The organism is Sporosalibacterium faouarense (genome assembly GCF_016765695.1).
GTDB classification, from domain to species: Bacteria; Bacillota; Clostridia; order Tissierellales; family VENL01; genus Sporosalibacterium; species Sporosalibacterium faouarense.
The window spans coordinates 1-19,214 of record NZ_JAETGO010000024.1; the positions used below are offsets into that span (position 1 = coordinate 1).

Sequence of the window (19,214 nt, forward strand, 5' to 3'; positions counted from 1 at the left end):
TATAGTGGTGTCAAATTATTATTATTTAGACATCGAGTCTAAATAATAATAGTGCTTACATCTTCCACTTATAGAAGATGGGAGACTTACGCACTAATGGTTAAATAATTATAAGAACCTTGTATTATTCTTTAGATTCATTCATAAGCTCCATTGAACGAATTATGTTTAAAATCATTTTATTTATAGGAGTTTCTATATTATTTTCTTCTCCTAACTGACAAATAGTTCCTGCTAGCATTTCAACTTCAGTCTTTCTTTTTCCTTCAATATCCTGTAACATTGAAGTTTTGCCATTAGGTGGTAATGAATAAACGTGGTTTATAAAATACTCAATATCATTCTCATCTAATTTAATATCTAGTTTTTGGCCTAATCCCATAACCTCATACATAGTATCTCTCAGAAAGTTTTCTGCTTCCTTTACTTTTTTATACACCTCAAAAGGAGCTCCCAGTATAGCTGATGTTTGATTAATTCCAACATTGAACATAAATTTCCACCATAGAGTTCTAATCATATCCTCTGGAATAATATAACCTATATTACTTCTTTCAAATAAGTCTTTTACCAGCTTTACTTCCTGTGATAATATGCTATTGTTCTCTTCTCCAAAATGTATTTTTGCAGTATCTGCATAAGTTATCTTATTCCCTTCTCTAACTGCACTTATTGATAGAACAACCCCATATAAAACCTTATTAGATGGAAATTTATCTCTAATTATTCTTTCACTAGATATCCCATTAAGTAAGGATAAAATTATAGTGTTAGGACCTACATGATTTTTAATATCTTCAAGAGCTTGGTTAAGCTGATGAAATTTTACAGATATAATTATTAAATCTGATGGTTCAACCTTTGTTTTAGGAGTTACACAACCAAACTTAAAAGACTCACTATTAATTATAAATCCATTTTTTGAATATCTCTGAGACCTATTTTCATCAGCTATAATACTTAATCTTACGCCTTTTGTTTTTTCTAATTTACTTGCATAAGTTCCACCTATAGCTCCTAGTCCAATTAATGATACTCTGTTAATAGCATTCATATATATCCTCTCCTTTAAAATAAAAACATCCACTTTTATAATATAAGTACATTACAGGGCTTTAAAAGTGATAACTATAGCATAGTGATTTTAAATACACTAGCTATATAGCTTTTCTCTGTAGGTTACTTATTGTTTTGTGGATGTTCTATATTAATGCGTATTATTAAAATATATATCTTTGCGGCATTTTATTTCAGTTATTAATAAGTTTATTTCTCAGTAAATAATAAGTTAGGTACAGTATAATATCCGTGCAATCCTGAAACTATATTATTACTTCCAACCCTAGTATATAGACCCTTAAGCTTTTCATTGTACATAAATAGTCCTAGAATATGATTAAACTTATTAACCTCCATCCCACTATCTTTAAATTGTACTAGTTCTTGCTTATATGGCTGGCAGAACTCTTGTAATAAATAGTCATGTTCCCAACACTCTTCAAGTTTTTGTCTCCAATCTTCTTCATTAAAATCTCTGCCAACATACACTCCCTTAGAAGCATATAAATCTCTAGGCTTAACTACATATCTATCTTTATTTTCTAGCGCTTCATTAAATATTTCTCTATCATTCTCAAATTCTATTGTATATGGTACATGCTTTTTAATATACTCCCTTTCATTTTCATTCAAGAATTCTAAAGTATCTTCATCATGTAGTATTTTAAAAATAATTTTATTGTGCATGATTTGAGATTTTATTGGCCCTATTACACAAACTGCCTTATCCTTATATGCTTGGATAAAATCTTGAATTTCATCACTTCTATCAACTAACTCTCTAGTAACTATTCTTCTATAAACTAAATTAATTTCCATATCTTCAAAATATAATTTGCCATTATTATATTTTAACTGTCTAGGGTCAACTATCACTGCATTATATCCCTTATCAATATATGCTTTCTTAAACTCTTCAAATTCTGCTGGAGTTCCACTACCTTCAAAATCAACGATTGCCACGTTTGGCTTGTCAACAGCATTGTCAAAGGTATTATATATATTAATACTTTCTTCTACCCAACTATATATTAGCTCAAAATAATTTATATCATACTTTTCTTTCATTTCTACTATTGGCTTACTATCTAAAATTATTCTAGCCAAAGTATTATCTTCATTCATTGCAGAAGATCCATCGGTGTTTAATTCGCAGAATTTAAAATTATCTCCGCCACCATAGAAAATGTCAAATCTACCAATTGGCACATTTATATCATATCCATGATCAGCCAATATTAGCTCTTCTAACAGCTTAGAATAACCAAATTTTTTTCTAAACTTCGGAGATTCAATATATTTATCAACTACCTTATTTGTTATCGAAATTAAAGTTTTTCCTATTTGTTTAAAATTATCAATATCCTCTTGGGTAAATATTATAGGCTGGTATAAAAATGGTATTGGCTCCCCCTTATATTTAGCATTGGAATTGGCAACGGCATCAACTGTCTGTTCATAATCTTTATAATATCTATCCTCATCCTTCTTTACTATTTCTAAATATTCTTTTGATATATTTGAAGCTTTCATAATAGCACCTCTTCTCTTACTTTTTAATTTCTTCTAATGTATTATTAACTATACACCAATCCAATGCCTTATTTCTGCCTAAACTCATTTGTTCCTTAGACATTTGAGCTGGAGTCTTTCCCTGAGTTAATATTTCTTCCATAGGTATAAGATATTTCTTTTCATCCTCATCAAGGCCTCTTCTTGCTAAATCAATAATCCATTTTCCAATTTCCCTAACCGATTGTCCTTTTAACTTACCTTCTAAGCCATGTTTAATAATATCGACCTTCGCAGCCTTCACATCTTCTATATCTATGCTTTTTAATCCTTCATATGCTTCATTTAATGCTTCTTCGTTATACATTAGCCCCTTCCAAAAAGCTATTGGCGCGAAGTTAAATGGATAGGGTACAGCATCGGCCATTCTTATCTCGATAAACTTCTTAGTCCTTACATCAGGGAAAAACATAGTCAATACGTGCTCAAGCTCTTCAGTTGAATAATCATCAGGGTCAAATAATTCCCTATACTTTTTTTCACCTGTAAAGATTATTTCATTATCCTTATTAACAAAAATAGGTGGCCTATTTAATATATACTCAGCATATTTGCTATAATTAAAATCCTTATCTAATCCCAACTCTACAATTCCACATCTGTCGTTATCACAGTTAGCCCATATATCTGTTCTTAAGCAATTTTCTTTCCAAACTTGTCCTTCGAAAATAGGAGAATTATCAAAAATTGCATATAAAACTGGGGACAAAACATTGGCTATCTTAAACTTTCTAATATAATCCTCTTCTGATTCAAAGTCTACAGTTACTTGAATGGAAGCAGTTCCTTTCATCATATTATGGGCATATTTTCCCTTACTCTTAAAGTAATTAAACATATATCCATATCTATTTTTAGGTATCATCTTTATTTCATCTATTTTACTTTTTGGTTGATACCCAATAGCCATAAGATAGTGGCCCTTCTCTTCCAATATAGGTATTATCTCGTCTAGAAATTCTATATATTCATTTTTAATATCAGTTATACTTTGACATGGTCCTATACTTAATTCCAACTGACTACCAGGTTCTAAAGATACAAATTTCTTTCCCTTGCTAAGTCCTAATAAGTATCCATCTTGAAAATTTCCACTCCATCCATTAGGCAAAAGTTTTCTTAAAGTATCCTCTATTCCTTTATCTCCATAGTATGATACAGCTTCTAAAGTCTCTTTCTCGACAATGAAGTGTTCAAATTCTATTCCAAGTTTAAAATTTTCTCGTTTTTTCTCATTCTCTTTAAAGTATTTTGCTATTTCACTAACTTGATTCCCATAGTCCATAAATACACCCCTTTTGTTCAGCCTATATATATTATCTACTTTTTTTCCTATAAACTATAATTAAATACCCTTTTTAAAAAGTTTTACTCATAATTGAAGCTTAAAATTTCAACATATCCTCATTAGCATTTCCAAGGAAATAAATATTGTCAATATAAAGAATCTAATAATTGATTGATTTGTTAACTAGCTATTACAATCATTTATTAATATTATTTTAAAATTTCTCCAATATAATTCTTAAGTGAATATCTCACATGGCCATCTCTTCCAATAGTGGTATCAGCACATATTAACGAGTTCAAAACTGCTTCCTCGGTTACTTCTGCCACTGCTGTAAACACATCATCAATCTTATTTTCATTAAAAATTTTAAAATTGCATATTGCATTTTTTTCATAATGTTTTATCCTATTTGCAGTGCTAAAGGAAATAACTATTTCTCCACTTCCATGCCCCATGTAAGAACCAGTTCTACTCAATCCAACTCCTGCTCTTTTTGAAATTCGTTTTAGCTGTCTAGAAGTCATAGGTATGTCTGTTGCTAATATCATTATTATTGATCCTTTATCATCAGAATTGTCCCTTGCTTTTTTAATTTCTTCGACTTTTTGCCCTGCCTTAATTCCATCTATTATTAAATTTTTACCTCGACCAAAATTGCTTAGCACTAAGATTCCAACTGTATATTCTCTATCATCTAATTTAAGAATTCTAGAAGCCGTTCCAATACCACCCTTTAGTCCATAACATGACATACCAGTACCTGCACCCACTGCCCCTTCTTCAAATTCTGGTGACGCGTTTGCAATAGCACATAGAATATGTTCTTTATTTACATGAAACCCTCTAATATCATTTAAATAGGCATCATTACATTCACATACAATAGGGTTTACAGTGCCAGTAGTTTTTCCAATATCATCATTATCTTCTAGCATATATTTTACAAGAGCATTTGCCCCAACTCCCACACTTAGAGTATTTGTTAAGATTATTGGAGTTTCAATTGTTCCCAGTTCATTAATTTGAATAGTCCCTATAGTCTTACCAAATCCATTTATGACATAACTGGCAGCTATTAGCTTTTCTTTAAAAAGATTGTCTTGATGAGGTAATATTGCTGTAACTCCAGTTTTTATGTCATTTTCATTAAGAGTTATATGTCCAACTTCAACCCCTTTAACATCTGTGATAGAGTTTCTTACCCCACAGGTCATCTCACCTATTTCAATTCCATAGCCTCTGATTCTTTTTTGGTTTTTCATATATTCTCACTCCGAACTATTTCAATATTTCTTTATATAAACAATTGCTCATATATTTAATTATATAATATAATAATATATTTCGCTATTCTAAATAAAATTCCTCTAATTTCGATTTTTTCTTAACTTAAAACAGATTATATATAAGTGATGACATAAAATCACAACTAAATATAAAGACTCTAACCTAATTAATTAGGCAAGAGTCTTTATAATCTTTAGTATTATATTAATTACTCTTTTTTATTTGCTAATTGAAATATAGTGTAATTTATTCATAATAATAAACTAAATTAATATTTCAATATTAAAACTTTAACAAAGATTCAATCGAGAGTCCTACTTGATAGATAATTCCCTTCTCATCTATTATAGCTAAAAATTTAAACAACTTACCATCCTCAACACGTTTTTTAACTGGAGTTGTAATATAGTCTGATTCACTATTCTTTAAAGCAAGATAAATAGGGTCAATTTCATATAAATCAAGATTTATGGCACTCTTATCATTACAATATTTAACTATCCCTTGAGGATTAGTCATATAGATTATATCTACTCCGGTTTCCTTAATTAGATTGTTAATCATTTCATCATTAGGAGCTTTATTGATTAATTCCTTTTTTATCTTCTTTACATCTCTTAACATTTTACCTTCCATAACTTTGCTTGTTACATACTGCTGCATAAAATCTGCTCTCTCATTAAGTTCCTCAATAATATCCTGTATATCTGATGATTTTTCATTTTGTAATGTAGTTTGAGAAGAAGATTCTTGCATCTGACCTGAAATTTCCTGAGAGAATTCAGTTATTTCCTCAATGGCACTAGCTATTTGCCTATTACCATCACTTACATTTTTAAATGTCATACCAATATCCTTTATCTTGTCTATGGATGTTTTTAAGTTTTCATTTATGATATTGAATTTATCTATAGTTTCTTCTACCATTATATAGCCTTCTTCTACACTCTCTGCTTCTTCATCCATAGATTTTGAAATAGAGACTATTTCTTCTTCAAATTTAGTAGCTAAAATTTCTATTTCCTTGGAGACTTTACCTGTCTCTCCTGCTAATTTTCCGACTTCCTGTGCCACTACCGCAAACCCTTTTCCTGATTCTCCAGCTCTTGCAGCTTCTATAGAAGCATTTAATGCTAACATATTGATTTCCTCAGATATATTATTTATAGTTTCAACAAGCTTTACAATTGATTTCGATTGTTCTCTGAGAGAGTCCACTTCATTAGTAGTTGATACAGTTAATTCTCTAGTCTTTTCCATCTTTGAATGAATTGTTTTTGTAGATTGTATACCTTCTTGGGCAGACAGTATTGATTTTTCTGCAAATTCTATAGTTCCTTCCACTTCTTCATTGATTTTCTTTAGCGCTTTAACTCCACTTGCAACACTATCACTAATCTCTTTAAGTTTTATACTTTGTCCTTCACTATCTTGACTTACCGCTTCAATAGATGTTTCTATAGACTCCATTGCACTCTTAGATTCATTTGATATGCTTGTCAATTTATCACTGATCTGTGTGATCTCAGTAGAAATATTAACTTGCTGTTTAAAGTTTTCTTTAAGTTCCTTTAGCATCAGATTTATTGATTCAAGTGTTTTCTTATCTAATCCGTATTTCTTGCTATTAACGTCAAAGATTAAATCGTTTTTATTAATTCTCCCAACAATCTTTGATATAGCTTTTAATGAAGCTTTAGATGAATAATTAAATAATATAGTAAGGAATATAGCTAATCCTAGAATGACCAGAATATAAATCACCATAGCTTCAGTAAATTGAGTTAATAATAATAATCCTAAGAAACTAATAAGTGCAACTATAAAAAATAAAAAATTTCTTGCCTTAGGTTTAATCAAAACTGATTCACCTCCATATAAATTTAACATTTATAAAAGTATCGCTTATTTCCTATCTTTTCTACAATTAATTACATAACTCCTTTTTTTATGAAAAGTAAATGTTTTTTTGTTATATTGTTATATAAATCACCGTCCTTTTTCATAAAATGATTTATATTTATGGTTTAATATATTCACTTAATTTTTATAGGTCTCTTATTAACTTGTTTTCAGGTGCTTTTATTGTGATTTGAATATTTGTTAAATATATACAAATTTTGTAATTTCATAATATGATTTCTATTTTAACTATAGAATATTTTCATAAGTTTATTAACTCTACCCATGGGTATCAAATTAATAAGTAAATATTGATATAAAAATTTATGGAAGGAAGTATATATATGAAAAAGCTTATTATATTATCTTTGATAATTATTATAGTTTTTAGTTATTCTGTATTTGCTGGGTCACAACAGCCACCTTTAGATTTATATGGACTGAGCTTAGGTGATTCTCAGTCAAAGGTTTTAAACAAGCTTGGTAATGATTATACTGAAGAATATGTTGATGATGTTAGTAATTATGTAGGTGAAGATTACTATATTTGGCATTATGATAATGGTTTAGATATATACATTGGAAAAAATACAAAAGAGATAATAACTATCACTATAAATGAATCTAATGTAAAGACTGCTTTAAACGCAAAGGTAGGAGACAATGCTCAAGAGGTTCTAAAAAACTATAGGAAAAAGTACAAAGAACTGGTAGATATACATACTGACCAGCCTGTTAATGGATGGTTTAAAGTTTCTGATGATACTCTACTAATCTTTGATTTTGATAGAAATGATTTAACTAGAGTAAATGGACCAGTTACTTCCAATAGCAAGGTAGCAACCATTGAACTCATCTATAGAAGTTATTTTGATTAAAATCTTACACTCTTGCTTATTTCATTATAATTAATGATTTTAAAGGATTCTATCATATTAATGTTTCCTTTGTTAATTATAAGTAAATATAAGATAAAAAAGATGCTAAGTATATGAAGATTCATATACTTAGCATCTTTTAATCTTATTATTTATTTGTGAAACTTTATTCTTCAGTCTCTGGTGTTTCCTCTACTACCTTTACCTCTTCAGCTACTTCCACTTTTTCATCTTCATCAAGGGACTTTCCTTTTAAATAATTAGGAAGCTCCATACCTGCCATATTAAAGACATCTTCAAATGGTGGTAGAGATTTTAGCATTCCTGAAATAAAGTTTGCTGTTGAAGGAGTACCATTTCCATTTCCTCCTAATGAATCCCAAACAGTTATCTTATCTATTTTAATATTTTTAATAGCTTCAACTTGTTTTTCAACTAGCTCTGGAAGCTTATCAGCTATCATAAGAGTAACTGCATCCTTAGAGTTTCCACCTGCTGCCTTAACAAGTCTTTCAAAACCATCAGCTTGCTTACTCAAGATTTCCATAATACCTTGTGCTTCAGCTTGCATTTTTAATAATTGACCATCGGCTTCACCTTTAGCATGACGACGTGTTTTTTCGGCTTCGGCTTCTGCATCTATCTCAACTTTTTGCTTATCTATTTCAGCTTTAACTACAACGTCTGCAACTCTAGTAGCTCTTTCTCTTTCAGCACGTGCTTTTTCTGCCTCTTGCTCTGCATAGTAAGCCTCTTCCAATGCCTTTGCACCTTGAACCTTCTCAGCTGCAGAAGCTTTTCTTTCAGCTTCTGCCTCTTTCTGCCTTCTTTCAGATTCAGCATTAGCAATTGTAATTTGTGCTTTATTTTCACCTTCTACTGCCTTAGAGTTAGCCTCTGATACTTGAATTCTCTCATCACGCTTAGCATTAGCCTGACCAATAGAACCATCACGATTCTTCTCAGCAACAGTTTTCTTAGCATCATTAATAGCTTTAGCTGCTGCTTCTTTACCTAATGCCTCTATGTAACCTGATTCATCTTTAATATCAGTAACGTTAACATTTATTAATCTAAGACCTATTTTCTTTAATTCAGATTCAACATTGCTTGAAACTGCTGCAAGGAATTTATCTCTATCAGTATTGATTTCTTCAATATCCATAGTAGCAATTACTAATCTTAACTGCCCAAAAATAATGTCCTTAGCTAATTCTCTTATTTCTTCTAATTGTAATCCCAAAAGTCTTTCAGCTGCATTTGTCATAACTCCTGGCTCTGTAGAAATACCAACTGTAAATCTAGAAGGTACGTCAACCCTTATATTCTGCTTACTAAGAGCATTTGTTAAGTTTACTTCAATAGAAATAGGAGTTAAATCCAAAAATTCATAGCTTTGGAACACAGGCCATACAAAAGCTGCCCCACCATGAATACATTTAGATGAAGTGAATGCTCCATCACTACCTTTACCTACCTTACCATATACAACAAGAATTCTATCAGAAGGACATCTCTTATATCTTGCAAATATGGCCGCTATAGTAACAAATATTACTACTGCAATTACTGTTATTAACACTACAGGATAAATGCCACCCATTTAAATACCCCCTCTTTTTTTATTTTTTTATTTGAAGAAATCGCATAATTTATAACTATAGCCTCTAATCTTACATGGATTTTTATTGTAAAAAACCATTATTAAAAGGTATTATTGAAAAAATAATATGCAATCTCATCACTTACTAACATAATACATAAATCTTACAAAACAATAAGTAAAATTAATCCTTTATCCTCTCTACCAATAATATAGAGTCATTAATTATATCTATAATCTTAACAGTAGACCCTGTTGATATTTTATTATCATCAGTCATAGCATCTACTTCTCTAATAGATCCTTGTATCTTCATTTGTACTTTTCCCATACCGCTCCTCTTGCCTGGTATAGTTAAATAAACCTCACCATAATTATTTACAGCATTCCTTAAGCTAATATTTCCACTTTCAGTCATTCTACTCATAAAGTAAAATATACCAGCCACAATAAACATAACTATTAATCCTAATAAAACAGCTAATATAACTGTTACCACATTATTTAATCCAGAATTAGTTGCTGCAATACCAGTCCACCCAAATACAGTGAAGAAAATAATGAAGTTCTTTATTGTAAATACAGGAAATGAACCACCATCTTGGAATCCTCCACCATCATCTCCATCAAAATCGCCCATACCGCTGCCATCATCTACGTCAAATTCTCCTCCGCCTCCTACTCCTAGCAATGTAAGTATGGCTTGAATCGAAAATAATACGGTAAAAGGAATAGCAAAATACCAAAAAATCCTTTCAAATGCAGGAATATTACTCCACCATTCTGACAATGAAATCCCTCCCTTTCATATTATAAAAGATAGCTTTTATTTTTAAAAAAGCGTTATTTAATAATATATTAAGCTATTAGTTTATAGAACTAAATATTTATAGCAGACATTTTGTATTGTCGAAAGTTTCACAAGACAATCATAATATACAATTTCTATAAAAAAATTTAAAATCCTTCCAATTTATATATAAAATATATATATAAATAAATATTCTATAAAATACGCCTATTTTTGATTTTATTTTACTTTATTCAAATCAATTTTTCTACTTTAAGTCATAAGCTTGTCCACAAACCACTTATTATTAAAATATATAGTTATATTAGTCAAATATAGTCTCATGACAATTCTTTTTCCTTGCTTCAAAACACATAGCTATCTGCTCTTTTGTATTTCTTCCTAATGATAAAGGTGGTAAATCTTCTAATTTAAAAAATTTAGCCTCTAGGGTTTCAATATTACTTTGAAATTCACCCCCTAGATAATCACATTCGACAAATATTTTATATAAGCCAAAAGGAAATGGATAGGGATTGTGTTTCCTTCGGTCTAATATAGCAATAACTCTTTTAGGTTCAACATCAGCTCCTGCTTCCTCTTTGGATTCTTTTATTAATGCTTCCCTCAAAGATGTATCTATATCTGCCCATCCTCCTGGCATAGCCCATAATCCATCTATTTGCTCTTTAATTAATAGAATCTTATTATCTTTAAATATAGCCGCTCTAACATCTACTTTAGGAGTTTGATAACCCCTCTCACTAGCAAATAAATCTCTCACCTTTTTATGATTAATATCTGTATATTGATTTATCATATCTATGCTAATATTTCTTATTTCTTCAAACCTTTCTATGTCATATTTATTATCGCTATATGCTAAGCCTGATTGAGCTAAAGCTTGGAGTTTCTTTGCCCATTCAAGCCACTTAGGTTCATTATTCATATGATTAAACTCCTTCCATAGTTATATTTGATAGTGTACTCTGTTCTTTTATTCCTAGTAATCTTAATTATCTTATCATAGAATTCTAAAAATAATTAATCTTATTATACTACTCTTCATTGATTATGACTTTAACAAATTATTAATCATTAACATTTAACTTGATTTTCAAATCATTATACGCATCTAATAACCACGGATGAATTACTTTTAGTTCAGACTTATTATCAAGTAGATGTTTAATAAAATTAAATGAAGCTTGCTCTAAAGAAATATCTAATCCCTTTTTTAACTCCTTTATATACGGTGGTTCTCCATCTTGATCCCATTGTAGCTTATCAGATATAAACAATATCATATCCAAAGAACTAGAATTTTTCTTTAATGTTGTATGACATTCTATTGCACTCAAAATTTCTTGATTAGTTATCTTCCAAATATCCCTTGCTATAACCCTTGATATTTTTTGATGAAGTATCATTGGGAATTCTTCTTCCTCAGGTAATATTTCTAACTCTAATTCCTTTGCTATTTCTAACTTATGTTCATTAGGAATTAAAGCACTTATATCGTGTAAATATCCTGCTACAGCAGCTATTTCTTCTCTTTCACCAAATCTTCTTGCTAATCTTTTGCATTCTTCAGCAACCTTACTGCTATGATCAGCAGTTCTGTTTCGTCCTCTATTGATAAGTATATTATAGCTGTCCTTTTCAATATCTCCCGATAATCTTAAATCATCTATTATTTCGTCAAAGTACCTTTCATAAATCTTTAGCATAGATACCTCCTAGTTAAATCCTTTAAAAATCTATATAATGAAGTTTATTTATAATTCATCTTTACTGAATCTACATCTAAGTACATATGCATAATCATTCCCTATACATTTAGCTTTTAACTCCCTGCTGTATTAGCCTTACATTACTATATTGTATATTTTTGATTTCTTTCCAACATACTATTATAATCTACAATTCAGAAGCGTCTCATCATTCCTTTCTATGATACCTTTAATAACCTCCTCATAATATCCTTTATTCAGCTCAAGTCCATTTATAAAGTTATATTCCATATAGTCACCCCTTTGTGCTATTACTAATATGCTATTACTTCTTATCTTCTTATATATATATCATCTCTAAATGTGGTATGCCATCTTCTAGGTATATTTCTGAAACCTGTTCAAATCCCAACTCACAATAGAACTTGAATAAATATTCTTGAGCAGAAATCCTTATATTAGTTTCATTTAACTCATCCTTAATAAACCTCAAAGTGTTCTCCATTAATTCTTTACCTAATCCTTGCTTCCTATATTTTTGATTCACTAACACTCTACCAATAGATACCTCATTATAGGAGATACCTTTAGGCAAGATTCTAGCATATGCAACAATATTACCCTCATCAATTGAAAAGATATGATATGATTCCAAATCCTTATTGTCACACTCTGGATAAGGGCAATTTTGTTCTACAACGAAAACATCTACCCTTTCCTTTATAATCTTATATAATTCCATTGTATCCAATTCTTTAAAATGCTTTATTTGCCAATCCATTTTATTATCCTCCTTAGTTAAATAAAGAATATATAACAATATTACCATATTTTTCATGAGCGATAAAATAAAACCCCTTTCTTAAGGGATTTTAACGGCTTGTTCTTGGCTATTAGTTCTCAACCATTTGATAACATCTTCATATACTTTTTCTTTATTTAATTCATTTAATATTTCATGTCTACACTCAGAGTAAATCCTATAGTCTACCTTTTTTAATCTTAAAGCTTTATAATTTTCTACTATTTTTTCTATTCCTAATCCTATATTCCCTACTGGATCTTTTTCTCCCGAAATCAACAGCATGGACAAATCTTTAGGAATAGTCTTATAATTTTCTATATCAGCTATATATTTCATTCCATTTAATAAATCTTTATAAAATGAAGTAGTACAACTAAATCCACAATATTTGTCATTTATGTATTCATCCACGACTTTAGAATCTCTAGAAAGCCAGTCATATTTTGTTCTTTTAGGCTTGATTCCATTGTTATGGAACATAAATAATATCTTTTCAATAGCGCTATTCTTGCTTCTATTTCCCCTTATCTTTGACTCAAGTTTAGCTAATGGAATAACAGTATTTATTAATCCCAAATTAAGCTGTCCTGTACCACATATAATAGTACCTTTTATCTGGTCGCCATATCTAGTTATATAAGTCCTTGCTAAAAAAGACCCCATGCTATGTCCAAATAAGTATATTGGCAATTCAGAATAATCCTCTTTTATTCTCTCAGTTAGTATAAGCATATCTGATAATACAATATCCCACCCATTATCAGCTGCAAAAAATCCTAACTCTTTATCACTTCCAGCAGTTTCTCCATGACCTCTGTGATCATTTATATATACATTATATCCAGCATTACAAAGTTCCCTAGCAAACTCATCATATCTTTTTCTATGTTCAGTCATCCCATGGGCTATTTGTACTACTCCTATAGGAGCATTACATATATATTTAGTTGCATAAATTTCCTTTCCATCAGAACCCCTAAATTTAAAGTCTATACATTGCATTTTGATCTTCCCCCTTTTAAAGAACAAACACATGTTATTAGTCCCGAATATAAAAAACAATCTTACTATTCTAAAATATCTAAATATCTCTTTAATCTTTCCTTATCCTCTTTGCCCGACGAATAGAATGTTCTGCTACCTTTTCCATAAGAGTTTATAACTTCTTTCTCTGCAAGAAGATTTCTCATATGATTAACAGTTCCAATATTACCATCAATTATATCTATATGATTTGGTACCACCTTCTTAAAACATTCTCTATAGAAAGGAAAATGTGTACAACCTAAAACGATAGTACCATATTCCTCTAAATCGTATTTTGATAATTGCTCATCCAAGTATTTAATTATAATTTCATTATCAAATATAAAATTCTCTGCGTATTCTACCAACTTAGATAAGGGTAAAGAATCAACGATATCCCTTGAGTCTAATTTATCAATAAGGTTATGAAATTTTTCTTCTTTTAGTGTTAGCTCAGTTGCAGTAACCAAAACTTTTTTATTTCCTCGATTTTCCACTGCAGGCTTTACCGCTGGCTCCATTCCGATGATTGGAAAATCATATATTCCCCTCAAATCTCTAACAGCTATGCTCGTAGCAGTATTACATGCTATTACTAGAGCATCTATGTTTTTCTTTGCCATAAAGCTAGCAGCATTAAATATATATTGTTTTACTACCTCTTTTTCTTTGGTTCCATATGGAACATTTTCTGTATCTGCATAATATATATAATCTGCATCTGGCAATATATTAATAGCTTCCCTTAGTACAGTTATTCCCCCTACCCCAGAATCAAAAATACCTATTCTCATAGTTTACCTCCGTTCAGTTACTCTTCTATATCTTTTTTATAATTAATTATTTGAGAAAATTGCATATTTATAACCTAAATATATTTCTTGAAATTTTATTCAATTTACGACTTATTCAGCTGCTTTTACCATAAATTAAATAGTATTTAAAGTTTTCTACAATTATAGGCGATTTTCCTTCCTTTTGTTTTTATCTTTTCTATTACCATTATTGACTAACACTATAAAAGATAAAACTATACTTTTTCTTTCTACAAAACGGAGATTGACTACTAAAGATTAAAAGTCAGCTAAACGCTGACCCTTTAAATATTAAATATATAGAGCAATATTTTAAGTTTAATATCACAGTACCCTTGACTTATCCTGCTGATGGTAACCCCATAATTATCCTAGCAATACTCCCGTTATCATTGAGTAAAAAAACAACTCCAAGTTCAAGACCATTCTCCATTTCTCCAGAAAAATATATTCCTTTACCATAGTTATAGTCATTAAAATCATTTCTTAATTGTTTAATTACTATTTCCATATTGCTAGCAAAATCGTCTTCATCATCATAGTCAATTTCATTTATCTCTTTATTGTATCTTTCTGCTACATTTAATCCTGACGAACCTATTGTAATATCATCAAAATATTTTCTATTTAGTTTATATTTTTCCCTAGTTATATCCACTCTAACTACATTATCAGTATTCATAATAGCAAATGGGTTATCTGAATCCCCGCTACAATTCACAACGAATTCAATTCCATCGTATACTAATACTGCAAATCTTCCGTGGTTATATATATTATCTTCATCTATTATGTTTACTATCTTTTTAGGAGAACCAAAATTAATTAGTATATTTTTATATGTAGTAAAAGTTTCTTTTCCTTCTACTAATGTATCTATATAAGTAATACCTTTCTCTTTTCTATCAATTGTCTTAGCTAAGCTTTCATTTTTCTTTTCTAATTCTTTTAAGGAGTCTTTTAATTGATGGTTTTCCTCTTCAAGACTTTTCACATTTCTTGTTAGTGTTGATACTTCTTTCTCTAAAGAATTGCCATCACCTTTATTAGTATTACTACAACCCCCTAATACTAAAGCTACAATTAAAATGCTTAAAAATATCTTAACTTTCAAATTCAATCCCCCTTAAACCAGTCTAAATCTTCCCGAACCTATAGATAACTCCATCACAAAAAACAGATTTTATCTTATTATTTATAATATAAAGCTGAATATTCATATTTCTTCTAACATTTAACATGACTGGAATATCTAAATGATGATGAAAATTTCCTGATTTCATTTTAATGCTTGTAATATGAACATGATTTCTCCCGCCTAAATCAGTTAAATCACTACCTAAGAATAATCCACTAATACCCATTATTTCTGTCGTAACAACTGGATAATCTACTACCTTACCACATATAGGCAATATTCCTTCAACTACTTCGTTTTCTATATAATCAAGTTCTTCATTTATAACAAGCTTGTGTTCATGCAAATGAATTTTATTTATATCTAGCAAAACATAACCCTTAATCTTATCTTTAGGAATCTCCATCTCAACAATTTCATCAAATTTATCTCCATAATGGTTAATTAAAAATAGCAATTTTATAAAATTATTATATTCTAAGCTTTTATATTTACCATCCTCTACTTCTTCCATTTTTCTTTTAATAACTTTTTCCAGATCTTCTTCCTTAACCTTTCCAAATAAGGTTGTACAATTATATAAGCTAGCCATGTAAGCCTTTATTTCATCCATATTGATGTTAATTTCATGGGAATACAAATCAGTAATTGCTATCATATATGCACTTATAGCCTGTTCAGCCTCATAATACTTTTTATGAACAATCCCAATATGATTTCCCTCTATATCATATATATCTAATGGCATATTATCACTCCCCCAAATCATTCTAATATGCTGTTCACAATCTATATTTCTTGCAATCCTTTATTCTTTAGTATATATTTCTGTAATCATCTCTTTTATCTTTTCTTCATCCTTGACATAAAAACTTATTCCATTAATATATTTTGCTTCACCAGGTAAGGTGTAAGAATTTATATTTTCAGTATCAAGCTTTCTTAACCTATTAGCAAAGGAAAGCATTTCAATGTCGGTCAAACTAGTTCTTATATAATCTTGTGCCACATTTACTACCCCTAATATTTCTAAGCCCATAGATTTATCAATAGCTTTCATAATAAATTCTTGCTGCCTTGTAATCCTTCCCAAATCGCCATCTGAGTGAGTCCCATCATTATTCTTTCTAAATCTTAAAAACTCTACAGCTTCTTTACCATTTAAAAGCTTCTTTCCTTTTTTAAAATGAATATGCAGGTTTCCTGGTTGATCATCATAGTCCATATCAAAGGGAATATATACTTCTACTCCTCCTATTGTATCTACTATTTCTTCAACTCCCTTATATTCTATTTTAACAAAATCATGTATAGGTATATTTAGAACATCTCTAACTGCATTCATTGATGATTGTGCTCTCTCAGCAGATGTTTTACCTACATAACAAGCATTAATCTTTTGAAAGGAATCCATTGCATATTCTTCTCTATAATAGTAAGTATCTCTTGGAACTGATATTAAATCCATTTGATTTTTATCTGGGTCAATACTGACAACTATCATTGTGTCTGTTAAAGGATTGGCAACACCAAGACAAAGAATATTTATCCTATCACTATCTCTTATCATTTTTACATAAGGATCTAATTCCTGTTCTTCCGTGTCTTCTTTCTTATCTTCATCATTCTCTTTTTTATCTTCACTAGTATCATCTGCTTCATCAATCTCATTTCCTGATTCTTCATTATTAATGTCATCTTCAATATCGGCTATTTCAATATTATCTTCATGGAATTTATTCAACGTATGTCTGACATAAGCATACCCACTACCAGAAATCAATAACAATATAATTGCAAATATTAGTATCCTCGATTTATATTTTTTCATTGGAACCACTCCTTTAAATACACCCTTAGAACTACTATATAATCCATCTATTATGATTAATACCTGTCCTTAAAGCTTTATCATAGCTATTTTCATCAATATAAAAAATTTATGCAAATTATATATAATAAAATAACCATTTCTAATATATTATTCCCTAAATACATTAGACTAATATATTTCTCTTTATGTTCCATTTATAACTTTTTATTTTTAGCTATTTCTGATATTTTTTCATAATCACTATCTATCAAAGTTAGTCCGCAATCAGGACACTCTTTGTCATATAAAGATACTTTCTCTCCACAACCTGGACATTTATCAAGAGAATTTGAAATATTTTGATACTTATCATCAGTTTCTAGGAGATTCTTCATTTTTTCAATTTTCACTCCATCTATTTCTATCACCTTTAGCTTATTAGAGTTAATCCAACGAATATTACCATCACTATCACTTACTGCAACTGCCTTTACTATTCCTTCTTCTTCTTTGGGAAATAAGTCCCCACCAAAGAAACTAGGCCGAGTTGCTTTATATGCACCATATCCCGCACCTAAAAGAACAAATCTTTTCTTGGTTTTTCTTAGTTCTACAATAACTGCCATTCTATCTTCCCCTCTCCATTATGTATATCGACTACTCAATTCATCTTTTCAATTTTTTCACTTAATTCATTAACCTTTTTCTTCAACTGTAGATTCTAAAGGTATACTGAAATTAGTCCAAGAAAAGATAAAGCTACAAATACTTATTTTCAAAATGAATATTAAACTTTCAGCCTAATTATCTAATATTTTTCTCTTTGAAAATTTCTACTCAAGATGTCTCTCATATTTAAACCATGAAATGAATTTTATTAATGGAGCAAGTAAAAATACAAATGCTAAAAACCTATATTCTAATACATAATATGCTAAAGGAATTAGTATTAACGACACTACTACACCTATATTTCCTAAACTTCCATTGATAGGACGATTATCTATGAAGAGCCCCTTGGCTTTTTTTATATCTTTACTAAAACATTCGTCATGATACGCTACTATATCAAACAAGATGGTAGTTACAACTAACTCTTCTTTATTATTTATTTGTCCCTTACACTTTTCACAATGTATGAATTTTCTTCCATTACTATCTTTCAAATTCTATCCCTCCTGTATACTCTTGTTACTATATCAAATGAATAATTACTATTGTCAAACTGTATATTGTGATTTTTATATAATAGCTTATTTATCTTACTAGATAAATATCTATTGCCTTTCTCATTAAATAAAAAACAATATTATCCTCTGCTTTTTTAATTATAACATTGATTGTACTAAGAAGATTATCATATTATGTCGATTAATATTTGATAATAACACAATAATATAAATACTTTATCGTTATCTCTTTATAACCTTTAACTAAAATAGTGAACTCGTTCTGCTCAAGCAGAACATCGGGGCTTCAGATGGAGACTCCACTCCACCTGA

At 29.7% G+C, this 19,214-nt stretch carries 18 protein-coding genes; 1 reads left to right on the forward strand and 17 read right to left on the reverse strand.

The annotated features are described in order from the left end of the window. Nucleotides 1-124: 124 nt before the first annotated feature. The 5 genes from JMO20_RS03710 to JMO20_RS03730 all read right to left on the reverse strand — a co-directional run bounded on the left by JMO20_RS03710 (nt 125) and on the right by JMO20_RS03730 (nt 7,069). Nucleotides 125-1,054, reverse strand: a complete 930-nt coding sequence (locus JMO20_RS03710; protein WP_202708190.1) for a ketopantoate reductase family protein — start codon at nt 1,052-1,054, stop codon at nt 125-127. 212 nt (nt 1,055-1,266) lie between these two features. Then, nucleotides 1,267-2,592: a glutathionylspermidine synthase family protein gene (locus JMO20_RS03715; RefSeq protein WP_202708191.1), complete on the reverse strand. Its 1,326-nt coding sequence runs from the start codon at nt 2,590-2,592 to the stop codon at nt 1,267-1,269. Nucleotides 2,593-2,608: 16 nt separating this feature from the next. Then, on the reverse strand, nt 2,609-3,916 hold the full coding sequence (locus JMO20_RS03720; RefSeq protein ID WP_202708192.1) for a glutamate--cysteine ligase: 1,308 nt from the start codon (nt 3,914-3,916) through the stop codon (nt 2,609-2,611). Nucleotides 3,917-4,128: 212 nt separating this feature from the next. Continuing rightward, nucleotides 4,129-5,184: a DmpA family aminopeptidase gene (locus JMO20_RS03725; protein ID WP_202708193.1), complete on the reverse strand. Its 1,056-nt coding sequence runs from the start codon at nt 5,182-5,184 to the stop codon at nt 4,129-4,131. 307 nt (nt 5,185-5,491) lie between these two features. Further along, entirely contained in the window at nt 5,492-7,069 is a 1,578-nt protein-coding gene (locus tag JMO20_RS03730; protein ID WP_202708194.1) for a methyl-accepting chemotaxis protein, read from the reverse strand. A gap of 386 nt (nt 7,070-7,455) precedes the next feature. Between JMO20_RS03730 and JMO20_RS03735 the strand changes: the two genes are divergently transcribed. Continuing rightward, a complete protein-coding gene (locus JMO20_RS03735) occupies nt 7,456-7,989 on the forward strand; it encodes a hypothetical protein (protein WP_202708195.1) in 534 nt (177 codons plus the stop codon). A 166-nt stretch (nt 7,990-8,155) separates the two neighbouring features. Here the strand turns inward: JMO20_RS03735 and JMO20_RS03740 are convergent, their stop codons facing one another. From JMO20_RS03740 to JMO20_RS03795, 12 genes are all read right to left on the reverse strand, one after another. Further along, complete coding sequence (locus tag JMO20_RS03740; protein WP_202708196.1) at nt 8,156-9,592, reverse strand: flotillin family protein; 1,437 nt, start codon at nt 9,590-9,592, stop codon at nt 8,156-8,158. 184 nt (nt 9,593-9,776) lie between these two features. Beyond that, nucleotides 9,777-10,382, reverse strand: coding sequence for a hypothetical protein (locus JMO20_RS03745; RefSeq protein WP_202708197.1), 606 nt, complete (start codon nt 10,380-10,382; stop codon nt 9,777-9,779). A 325-nt stretch (nt 10,383-10,707) separates the two neighbouring features. Continuing rightward, nucleotides 10,708-11,331: an NUDIX hydrolase N-terminal domain-containing protein gene (locus JMO20_RS03750; RefSeq protein WP_202708198.1), complete on the reverse strand. Its 624-nt coding sequence runs from the start codon at nt 11,329-11,331 to the stop codon at nt 10,708-10,710. 142 nt (nt 11,332-11,473) lie between these two features. After that, nucleotides 11,474-12,112, reverse strand: coding sequence for a bis(5'-nucleosyl)-tetraphosphatase (symmetrical) YqeK (gene yqeK / locus JMO20_RS03755; protein WP_202708199.1), 639 nt, complete (start codon nt 12,110-12,112; stop codon nt 11,474-11,476). 343 nt (nt 12,113-12,455) lie between these two features. Next, on the reverse strand, nt 12,456-12,896 hold the full coding sequence (locus JMO20_RS03760) for a GNAT family N-acetyltransferase (protein ID WP_202708200.1): 441 nt from the start codon (nt 12,894-12,896) through the stop codon (nt 12,456-12,458). A gap of 81 nt (nt 12,897-12,977) precedes the next feature. Continuing rightward, nucleotides 12,978-13,922 (reverse strand): alpha/beta hydrolase, encoded by a 945-nt coding sequence (locus JMO20_RS03765; protein ID WP_202708201.1) that lies wholly within the window; start codon nt 13,920-13,922, stop codon nt 12,978-12,980. 65 nt (nt 13,923-13,987) lie between these two features. After that, nucleotides 13,988-14,740, reverse strand: coding sequence for a glutamate racemase (gene murI, locus JMO20_RS03770; protein WP_202708202.1), 753 nt, complete (start codon nt 14,738-14,740; stop codon nt 13,988-13,990). A gap of 361 nt (nt 14,741-15,101) precedes the next feature. Then, nucleotides 15,102-15,875, reverse strand: coding sequence for a hypothetical protein (locus tag JMO20_RS03775; protein ID WP_202708203.1), 774 nt, complete (start codon nt 15,873-15,875; stop codon nt 15,102-15,104). 22 nt (nt 15,876-15,897) lie between these two features. Beyond that, on the reverse strand, nt 15,898-16,647 hold the full coding sequence (locus JMO20_RS03780; protein WP_202708204.1) for a hypothetical protein: 750 nt from the start codon (nt 16,645-16,647) through the stop codon (nt 15,898-15,900). A 60-nt stretch (nt 16,648-16,707) separates the two neighbouring features. After that, nucleotides 16,708-17,730, reverse strand: coding sequence for an LCP family protein (locus JMO20_RS03785; RefSeq protein ID WP_202708205.1), 1,023 nt, complete (start codon nt 17,728-17,730; stop codon nt 16,708-16,710). 197 nt (nt 17,731-17,927) lie between these two features. After that, nucleotides 17,928-18,338 (reverse strand): toprim domain-containing protein, encoded by a 411-nt coding sequence (locus tag JMO20_RS03790; RefSeq protein WP_202708206.1) that lies wholly within the window; start codon nt 18,336-18,338, stop codon nt 17,928-17,930. A gap of 207 nt (nt 18,339-18,545) precedes the next feature. Then, complete coding sequence (locus tag JMO20_RS03795; protein ID WP_202708207.1) at nt 18,546-18,878, reverse strand: hypothetical protein; 333 nt, start codon at nt 18,876-18,878, stop codon at nt 18,546-18,548. Between the last annotated feature and the right edge of the window lie 336 nt (nt 18,879-19,214).

Coding starts and splice junctions, on each gene's coding strand:
- JMO20_RS03710 (WP_202708190.1), bottom strand. CDS start 1,054: ATGAATGCTATTAACAGAGTATCATTAATTGGACTAGGAGCTATAGGT.
- JMO20_RS03715 (WP_202708191.1), bottom strand. CDS start 2,592: ATGAAAGCTTCAAATATATCAAAAGAATATTTAGAAATAGTAAAGAAG.
- JMO20_RS03720 (WP_202708192.1), bottom strand. CDS start 3,916: ATGGACTATGGGAATCAAGTTAGTGAAATAGCAAAATACTTTAAAGAG.
- JMO20_RS03725 (WP_202708193.1), bottom strand. CDS start 5,184: ATGAAAAACCAAAAAAGAATCAGAGGCTATGGAATTGAAATAGGTGAG.
- JMO20_RS03735 (WP_202708195.1), top strand. CDS start 7,456: ATGAAAAAGCTTATTATATTATCTTTGATAATTATTATAGTTTTTAGT.
- JMO20_RS03740 (WP_202708196.1), bottom strand. CDS start 9,592: ATGGGTGGCATTTATCCTGTAGTGTTAATAACAGTAATTGCAGTAGTA.
- JMO20_RS03750 (WP_202708198.1), bottom strand. CDS start 11,331: ATGAATAATGAACCTAAGTGGCTTGAATGGGCAAAGAAACTCCAAGCT.
- yqeK (WP_202708199.1), bottom strand. CDS start 12,112: ATGCTAAAGATTTATGAAAGGTACTTTGACGAAATAATAGATGATTTA.
- JMO20_RS03760 (WP_202708200.1), bottom strand. CDS start 12,896: ATGGATTGGCAAATAAAGCATTTTAAAGAATTGGATACAATGGAATTA.
- JMO20_RS03765 (WP_202708201.1), bottom strand. CDS start 13,922: ATGCAATGTATAGACTTTAAATTTAGGGGTTCTGATGGAAAGGAAATT.
- murI (WP_202708202.1), bottom strand. CDS start 14,740: ATGAGAATAGGTATTTTTGATTCTGGGGTAGGGGGAATAACTGTACTA.
- JMO20_RS03780 (WP_202708204.1), bottom strand. CDS start 16,647: ATGCCATTAGATATATATGATATAGAGGGAAATCATATTGGGATTGTT.
- JMO20_RS03785 (WP_202708205.1), bottom strand. CDS start 17,730: ATGAAAAAATATAAATCGAGGATACTAATATTTGCAATTATATTGTTA.
- JMO20_RS03790 (WP_202708206.1), bottom strand. CDS start 18,338: ATGGCAGTTATTGTAGAACTAAGAAAAACCAAGAAAAGATTTGTTCTT.